The organism is Ruegeria sp. (assembly GCF_028066395.1).
GTDB lineage: Bacteria > Pseudomonadota > Alphaproteobacteria > Rhodobacterales > Rhodobacteraceae > Ruegeria.
Genome location: NZ_JALCBM010000108.1, coordinates 1 through 7,771, shown reverse-complemented (window position 1 = coordinate 7,771; position 7,771 = coordinate 1). Strand labels below are relative to the sequence as shown.

The 7,771-nt window shown below is 41.1% G+C and carries 8 protein-coding genes; all 8 read right to left on the bottom strand.

Annotation, left to right across the window (positions count from 1 at the left end; translation table 11 throughout):
- A partial coding sequence (locus tag MPJ51_RS20980; RefSeq protein WP_298390878.1) for an acetoacetate decarboxylase family protein occupies positions 1-930 on the bottom strand: 930 nt, incomplete at its 3' end.
- A gap of 247 nt (positions 931-1,177) precedes the next feature.
- Positions 1,178-1,945, bottom strand: coding sequence for an NAD-dependent protein deacylase (locus tag MPJ51_RS20975; RefSeq protein WP_298390876.1), 768 nt, complete (start codon positions 1,943-1,945; stop codon positions 1,178-1,180).
- Between the two features lie 77 nt (positions 1,946-2,022).
- Entirely contained in the window at positions 2,023-3,174 is a 1,152-nt protein-coding gene (locus MPJ51_RS20970) for a thiolase family protein (RefSeq protein ID WP_298390874.1), read from the bottom strand.
- 137 nt (positions 3,175-3,311) lie between these two features.
- A complete protein-coding gene (locus MPJ51_RS20965) occupies positions 3,312-3,854 on the bottom strand; it encodes an AmiS/UreI family transporter (protein ID WP_298390872.1) in 543 nt (180 codons plus the stop codon).
- 278 nt (positions 3,855-4,132) lie between these two features.
- Positions 4,133-4,588: a MaoC/PaaZ C-terminal domain-containing protein gene (locus MPJ51_RS20960; protein WP_298390870.1), complete on the bottom strand. Its 456-nt coding sequence runs from the start codon at positions 4,586-4,588 to the stop codon at positions 4,133-4,135.
- A gap of 100 nt (positions 4,589-4,688) precedes the next feature.
- Positions 4,689-5,108, bottom strand: a complete 420-nt coding sequence (locus MPJ51_RS20955) for an OB-fold domain-containing protein (protein ID WP_298390868.1) — start codon at positions 5,106-5,108, stop codon at positions 4,689-4,691.
- Positions 5,109-5,128: 20 nt separating this feature from the next.
- Positions 5,129-6,340, bottom strand: a complete 1,212-nt coding sequence (locus MPJ51_RS20950) for a thiolase family protein (protein WP_298390866.1) — start codon at positions 6,338-6,340, stop codon at positions 5,129-5,131.
- Between the two features lie 78 nt (positions 6,341-6,418).
- Positions 6,419-7,408, bottom strand: a complete 990-nt coding sequence (locus tag MPJ51_RS20945) for a helix-turn-helix domain-containing protein (protein WP_298390864.1) — start codon at positions 7,406-7,408, stop codon at positions 6,419-6,421.
- Positions 7,409-7,771: the final 363 nt, after the last annotated feature.

Sequence of the window (7,771 nt, the reverse complement as noted above, 5' to 3'; positions counted from 1 at the left end):
TTTATATGGAGTAGCATATCCTCTGTAGCTAGCAGGACGCTCATATGTTTCTGTCCAGAGAACAACTGCTGGAGGAATAATGAGGTCAAATACAAAGGAAATACAACCTGTAACTTCTTGAACTTTAAATTCAGCGCCCAAGTTATCAAATGGGGTAGCCTGCTGGAACCAGTTAATAGCATCGCTAGAAGCTGTTCTTGTATGTTCAGGCTTGATCTGGAAACGATGGCCTTTAACATTAAATGCTGCAGGTAACTCTGATGGTAGATATGTTAGCTGCCACTCAGAACTGGAAACGTCAGGTCTGGTGATAACTTTCATATTAAATTTACCACAATCTGTTTTACCGTAGAAGTATGGAGGTTTAACTGGTTTATCGTCAAACTGACCTGTTGCACTGTGAATTAGGTAACCGTTACGAGACATAGCAAAACCAAAGAAGTCGGTTCCTTTTTCTCCGCCGTGTGTGGTTATTCTGATGTATGACATCTTTTTAGGGAAACCAAGAACACGACCAGCATCAACTGGGGCATCTCCGGTTAGGTACATATATGGATAGTAACCAGCTTTCCATACGTTACCTTTAGGGTCTTTGTATGTTGCAGAAATTGTTAGTCCCCACTCAAGATATGGTCCTAACATTGTGTTTTTATGCTCAACATACCAGTACTCGCATAAATCTGCATCTTCTCCATCCCATGGCTCTAGTGGTGGGTTTGGAAGAAGACGACGCCTTGTAGCCTCATCTGCTCTAACAACAAATGCAGACCAGCGGCTGTCGGTGTATGTTAGAGGAAGAACATCAATATCCCATAGTGGATCTGATGGATTAGCAATAATCCATGTGTTGATGTCTCTCTCTATTGGAGGTGGTGGAACCTCCGATGTAAGTTCCCAATACTTCGTTGGGACATTAAGATGACTTGGCATAAGTACAAACCTCCTAATATAGATTTTAACCGGATTGTCGCCAACCCTAGAGGAATAACGCAGTGGTCACTTCGATTATTTAAATAAAATATTTAAATATTGTCTTGATCCCAGTTACGTCTAATACCCCATCTCCACTAGTTATATCAAAGATTAGGGGCACTTGTCAATAGGTTTTTTTCAGAAAATGAAAAAAAATTAAGTTGTGGGCTTAATTTTGAAAAAATGAGTCTTCAAAAGGTATATTTTAACTATTTTTAGCACTCAAAATTTCCATAACTACTGATGAAAACTCACCAATTTGGTCTCTTACGAGAAGCTCTGCCTCCCCATCAAAGGGCGTAGGTGTGTTATTTAATACAATTATCTTTGATCCGTTCCTAATGGCTATATCTGGCAGTGTATTAGCCGGAGAAACCAACAAAGAAGATCCTATGGCAATAAAGAGATCTGCATTACGAGATAGTTCAACCGAGCGTTCCCAGGGCCTAACTGGTAGAGCCTCCCCAAAAAATACTGCATTGGGCTTCAAAACCCCTCCACACTCCTGGCAAAGTGGTGGATTCTGCCCGGAAAGAACCCTTTCCATAGCCTCATCCATAGATTGTAGGACAGAGCAATCCATACATACCGCCTGCCTTAGGGAGCCATGAAGCTCATGAACTTCTCCAGATCCTGCATCTTGATGTAGCCCATCTACGTTTTGAGTGATGATGCCTTTTAAGATCTCTCTATTTTCAAGCTCGGCCAGCAAATCATGACCAGGATTTGGTTTTGCGGCTCTTCTGATCGGATAGAGCTCAAGCGAATAGTCATAATAGCGAGATGGTTTTTCAATAAAACCGCTGAGAGATACTACTGACTGATCCATTTTTTCCCAGAGCCCAGAGCCAGGGGAACGGTAATCAGGAATTCCGGATTCTGTACTTATTCCTGCTCCAGTCATAGCTACTAGATTAGAAGAAGACAGGATCATGTCCACAAACTGTTTTGCGTTCTCTTTTAAATTGCTCATAAAAAGTCCCAATAAAAAAGGGGGTGAAAAATTCACCCCCTTTTTAGTTATAGGCTATTTTATTTCTATTTTAAAGTTTACTTACCTAATACGCTTACTACACAGGTAATGCCATCCATTGAAGGCTGAGCACCGCCCATTGTTTCTATTACCCCTAATTTAGCATCTTCCTGCTGGCGTTTCCCCGCCTCTCCTCTTAACTGCCATACTATTTCCGCAGTCTGAAGAAGCCCGGTTGCTCCTACAGGGTGACCCCTGGAAAGAAGTCCTCCTCCAGGGTTAACAGCAACGCCGCCGCTGTTTATCCAGGTGCTCCCGTCCTCTATCAGTTTTGCGCCCTCGCCTTTCTCACAGAACCCAAGCGCTTCATAAACCATCATCTCAGCAATTGAGAAAGCGTCATGTATCTCGGCCACGTCCATATCCTCCGGACCTGCCCCTGCCATTTCATAAGCAAGTTTTGAGGTTCTCATAACGTTCTCTGACGGATCGCACGTTAAACCGGTTGAGCTTGAGTACTTTCCTGATTGAGCAACACAGCCCAAAACTTTGATTGGAGTTTTGGTTGCTAGCTTGTCTACAAGATCTGCTGAACAAAGCACAGCTGCAGCTGATGCGTCTCCCACAGGGCAACACATGTTACGCGTGAGAGGATCTGCTATCATTGGTGAATCAAGCACTTCTTCGATAGTCATTTCTTTATTATATTGTGCAAGTGGGTTAAGCGATGCATGGTGACGGCTTTTTACAACTACTTTTGCAAGCTGCTCCATTGAAACATCGTATTCCATCATATATCTCTTTGCTCTCATAGCATATAAGCCCGGCATTCCCATTCCCAGGGCTACCTCAATATCATCTTCTTCAAGTGGCAGTGGTCCGCCCGACAATACTCGGCTTAGGTTCTCTATTCCCAATGCTAGAGCTATATCATATTGTCCGTATGCAATAGTTCTCCATGCTTCCCAAAAAGAGAGGGTTCCGCTTCCGCATGCTCCCTCAACGTTAATCGTAGGCTGTCCCACAAGTCCTATTTCTTTAAGAGTTCTCTGCCCTACTCCCATTCCCTGATACACGTGTCCGCAGAAAGCGATCTCAATTTTTCTTGGATGAATACCCGCGTCCTTTATAGCGGCCCATGCGGCTTCGCGGCCTAACACGTGCGCAGGTTTATCTGGGAATCTTCCGCAAGCGGTTGTTCCGACACCTAGAATATATACGTCTCTCATTATTAACTCCTCCGGCTTACTTTGATTTGCCCCAATATTATATACAAAAACCCCAGAAAATAAAAAAAGAGGGTTACGGCTCTAAGTCCATAACCCTCTTTGGTATTCAAACTCTTTTATAAATATTGTTTAAATTATTATCCACCAGCACTAACTGCTGTAACTGGTCCCCATTTTCCTGTGAGAAGCATCATTCCAGGAATTAGAAGTGTTAGAAACGCTTCAATTAGGAACAACCAAGCAACTGCAGGTGCAACAGCTTTTCCTAGAGAGAATACTAAGAAAGCTAAGAACACAAGCAATGCCCATGCCCAGCAGAATAGAGCATAGTACATCATGCCAGGGATTGCAGCTTCTAGTCCATAGAAGTGGTAGCCGTACCAAATAAATACTATTGTGGCAAACAAGCAATACCATCCAAGACCTTTAGCGTCATATCCATGAATAAAGATTCCTGCAACCATGAAATAAATCAGGGCAAACACGGAAACTAGTGCTGTAGCAGCAGTTAGGCCTTCACCATGTAACTGCCAAGCTGCGATCAGGATAAGTACACCAACTGCAAAGTTTAATACTCCTACTTCCTTGGCTCCTGTTTTTCCTAGAACGGTCATACCGTTACAGAAAAATACGAAACCTACTAGCAACAAAACGTAACCAAGCAACATATCTATTGCCATTTCTCTCCATACCTCCTTAAAGTTTGTTTTTACTTGTGGAGTTTTTTGTGGACTTTCCACCTTCCACAAAGTTTTTTGCTATGAAATAGGATTTATCACACTTGGCATAGACATGTCAAGCTAATTTTTTAGAATTTAGGCATAAATTATAGAAAAAACCCCGATCAAAAAATAAAATTATTCAATGATCGGGGTATCTTAGTCAAATTAAGGCTTTAAAAAGCCGATTTTATACAAATTTTAGATATATTTAGCCCAAAAAGGGGGTTATATGGGAATTACTCCCCTTCCCTTCTTTGTACCAAAATTACCCATTTACCCTTCTGTACAACATCTCCATTTTGGTTGTGTACAAGGACTTCAAAAATAAGAAAGCCCATATTTGGCCTTTTGTGCTCTCTTTTCTCAACCAGTTTACGGGTAATGTGGATTGTGTCGCCGAATTTAACAGCACCTGAGAATCTCCAGTCCTCAAGACCCATAAAAGCAATAGTTGCTAAACGAGGCATTGTAAACCAAAGACCTGAAGCTACGGACAAAACACATAGACCGTGAGCTACTCTACCTTTAAAGACAGTTTTCTGAGCAAACTCTTCATCAATATGCATATTATTAAAATCGCCAGATAATCCAGCAAAGCTGACTACGTCAGTTTCTGTAATAGTACGTCCCGTGCTTTTGTGCTCAGCGTCTACTTCTAAATCCTCATAAAAAACTCTTGTATCCTCTGCCATTTTTATGATCTCCTTCCGATTTAAGTTATATACACGACCCGGCTTTGAGGCCAGGTCGTGTTGTTATTTTCAAGATTGAAGCTGCTAGCTTCCTATTTTTTTATACAGGTTTAAACTTCGGTAAGGTTACTTCGTCAGTAACGTCATCATAAACAACTTCAACATCCATTCCCACATGAACATCGTTAACGTCTACATCAACTACATTGCTCATCATTTTAACGCCTTCCTCAAGTTCAATAAGAGCAACCACATATGGGGGCTCTCCTTTGTAAGCTTTTGAAGGACCCATGTGATGAATAGCGTATGTCCATACTTTTCCTTTACCGCTTGCCTCTACCCACTCTATATCTTCCGACATATCGTCTCCTGGGGATACAGCACGTGGATAAAAGAAGAACTTCCCTGTTTCTTTTGATCTAGGAAGAACAAGTGCGTGGTTTTTAGCTCCTTCCCAGTATGGTTTTGTTTCCGGGCGAAAATCCGGAAGCGGTTTGTTATATGTTTTTTCTTCAGCCATTTTTCATAATCTCCTTTTTCTTATGAGAGGGGCTCTTTCCCCAATAGTATTGTACTGTGAGCAGATACGATGCCACCGTTGCCATGTACAAGAGCAACCTCTGGTTTTTCTACCTGCCTTGGTCCCGCATCGCCTCTTAGCTGAAGAGTTGCCTCTACAACGTGGTGCATTGCTCCAAGATGAGCCTGAGAAAGAAGTCCTCCATGTGTATTAACAGGAAGATCTTTTCCGATTTCCATACGGCCTTCTAACGCAAATGGGCCACCCTCTCCTTTGGGGACAAATCCCAAACCTTCAAGCTCTAAAAGAACCGTGATTGTGAAACAGTCATATAGGAAAGCTACATCTACATCATCTACGCCAAGCCCTGCGGTCTGAAACGCTTTTTGGCCTGAAGTGTTAATTGCGTTATAAATTTGATCTAGATTTTCAAGTGTGGTCATGTACTGGTGTGAGTATCCTTGACCCATTCCGAGCAAATAGGCAAGGTCGTTTTCAATACCAAGCTCTTTTGCTTTTTCTTCTGTTGTTACGATAAACGCAGCGCCTCCGTCTGAAATGATTGAACAATCATATTTAGTAAGAGGCTCAGCAATAATTCTTGAATTTACAACCTCTTCCACTGTTAGAGGTTCTTTGTTCATTGCGTTTTCTTTCATTGCAGCGTGTTTTCTCATTGTTACCGCTACTGCGGCGAGCTGCTCTCTTGTAGCGCCGAAATCATGCAAATATCTCTGAGCTGCAAGTGCGTATCCGCCTGGAGTTGTAAGTCCATAAGGAAACTCAAACTCACCGTGGCACATTTCTCTAATAAGAGCCAACATACCGGAGGAAGATATCCCTGATAGTGTGTTGTCACCTCTTACACAAAGAACTACCTCTGCCTGCCCTGAAGCAATTGCCATTGCGGCCTCGGCGGCCATCCATACTGCTGTTGCTCCACCTACTGCAACTGAGGAAAAGAATTTTGGTTTCATACCAAAGTAATCAGCAAAAGTGGTGCAGTGCATGAATGTGTGCTCCACCAAAGAGAATGCTGTTACTAATCCGTCTACATCCGTTTTTTTGATTCCTGCGTCTTCAATTGCTAATTTTGAAGCTTGTGATAGGAAATGAAAAGAACTGCGATCGGGAATTTTGCCCTGCTCAGTTTCGCCAACTCCGGCGATAACTATTTTGTGTTTCTTAAGGACTTCCCGCGCTTCTTCTGTGCCTGGGATATTACTAGCCATGTATATCTCCCCCTATATTATATTTTTGTGGAAAGTTATATTAAATTGATACTGATAAAAGTCAACAGTTTCTACGGTTTAGTGTTTATCAATAAAAAGATCTGAAGCAGATTCAGAAACCAGGTTGCATATGGTGGAAGTGTAAAAATTTCTAGCTCTTTTCTGGTCATCTGGAATGTCGTTGTAGGGAAATTCTTTCTTCACCTTTTTTATAAGCGTTTTGATATCAATATCGATTCCAGATTTTTCAAAGTCTTTTGCTCTATTTACAATTAAATCTTTACAAGCTCTCTGTATTCCTTCTTCAACTAGTTCTTTGGTTGGTTTTAAATCGTGGAGATTGTCGTATATCTCAAATATTCTATTTCTAAAAATTGCATCTCTAAAATCTTTACTAACCCTGTTTTTTTTGTTGCTTTTTTGAGAACCATTTTTGGTCTTATTATAAGAACTGTTTTGCACGGGGGTTCGTTTACTAATTATCTTATTATTACTTGTGTATTCTTTGGGTGACATTTTTGTCACCCCCCCCAGTGCTAATTCTGTCACCCCCCGGGTGACATTTTTGTCACCCTCCCCCATGACATTTCTGTCATCCCCTACTATACTGTTTTTATTGACTTTTTTTTTAGGTGTGGAGAGTTTTTGGTTATTTGAATCTGTAATGTTTGTAGTTTTATCCGGAGCTTCGTTATCCTTGTTTAATTCTTCTATAAGCTTTGTCACTAAAGGCCTAAAATCAAAAACCGTTGTTACCTGTGCCCCAGTTTCACTGTCAAACCTAGGTGTTTTTACAAGCAAACCAAGTTCTTCTAGATCTTGAGTTATTCTCTTAACACTCCTTTCTTCGACACCAGATCTTTGTGATAAGGTTGCATAACTTGGGAAAGGGTATCCCGCGTCCCACTTGTAGGACATTATGTCGATTATAAGCATTATATGCTTTGGCTTTAGTCCTATCTTGGACCTATATCTTAGGAGGATATTTGGAACACTTGTGAATCCTTCATCAAGGATTTCACCCCATATTTGAACTATCTTTGTTTTGTCTTGTTTTGGCCCAGACACTTTGTTCCCCTAGCAAAACACCGGTTTGCTCTTAACGAACATCAAAAAGCTTGACATTTAAAAGCCAGAAAGGGTATCATTAGAAATGTTCCACCTTCCGGTTGCCGCCGTTGTTTTAAGCAAATCGCTAAAGCTTCGGCGGCTTTTTTTATGCCGTTGCCTGCATATTATATGATTTTTATATAGTTAAATCAATGTTAAGAGAATGTTAACCAAAAATCTATCCCGCTTGTGTTTATTTAAAGCTTTGAATTAAACCATATTTGTCTTGATATAGGATTGATTAATTGATATAACTTTTAGAAGGAGAGCGTTAAGAGTTGAAAGTAATAGCTATAGCAAACCATAAGGGCGGCGTAGGAA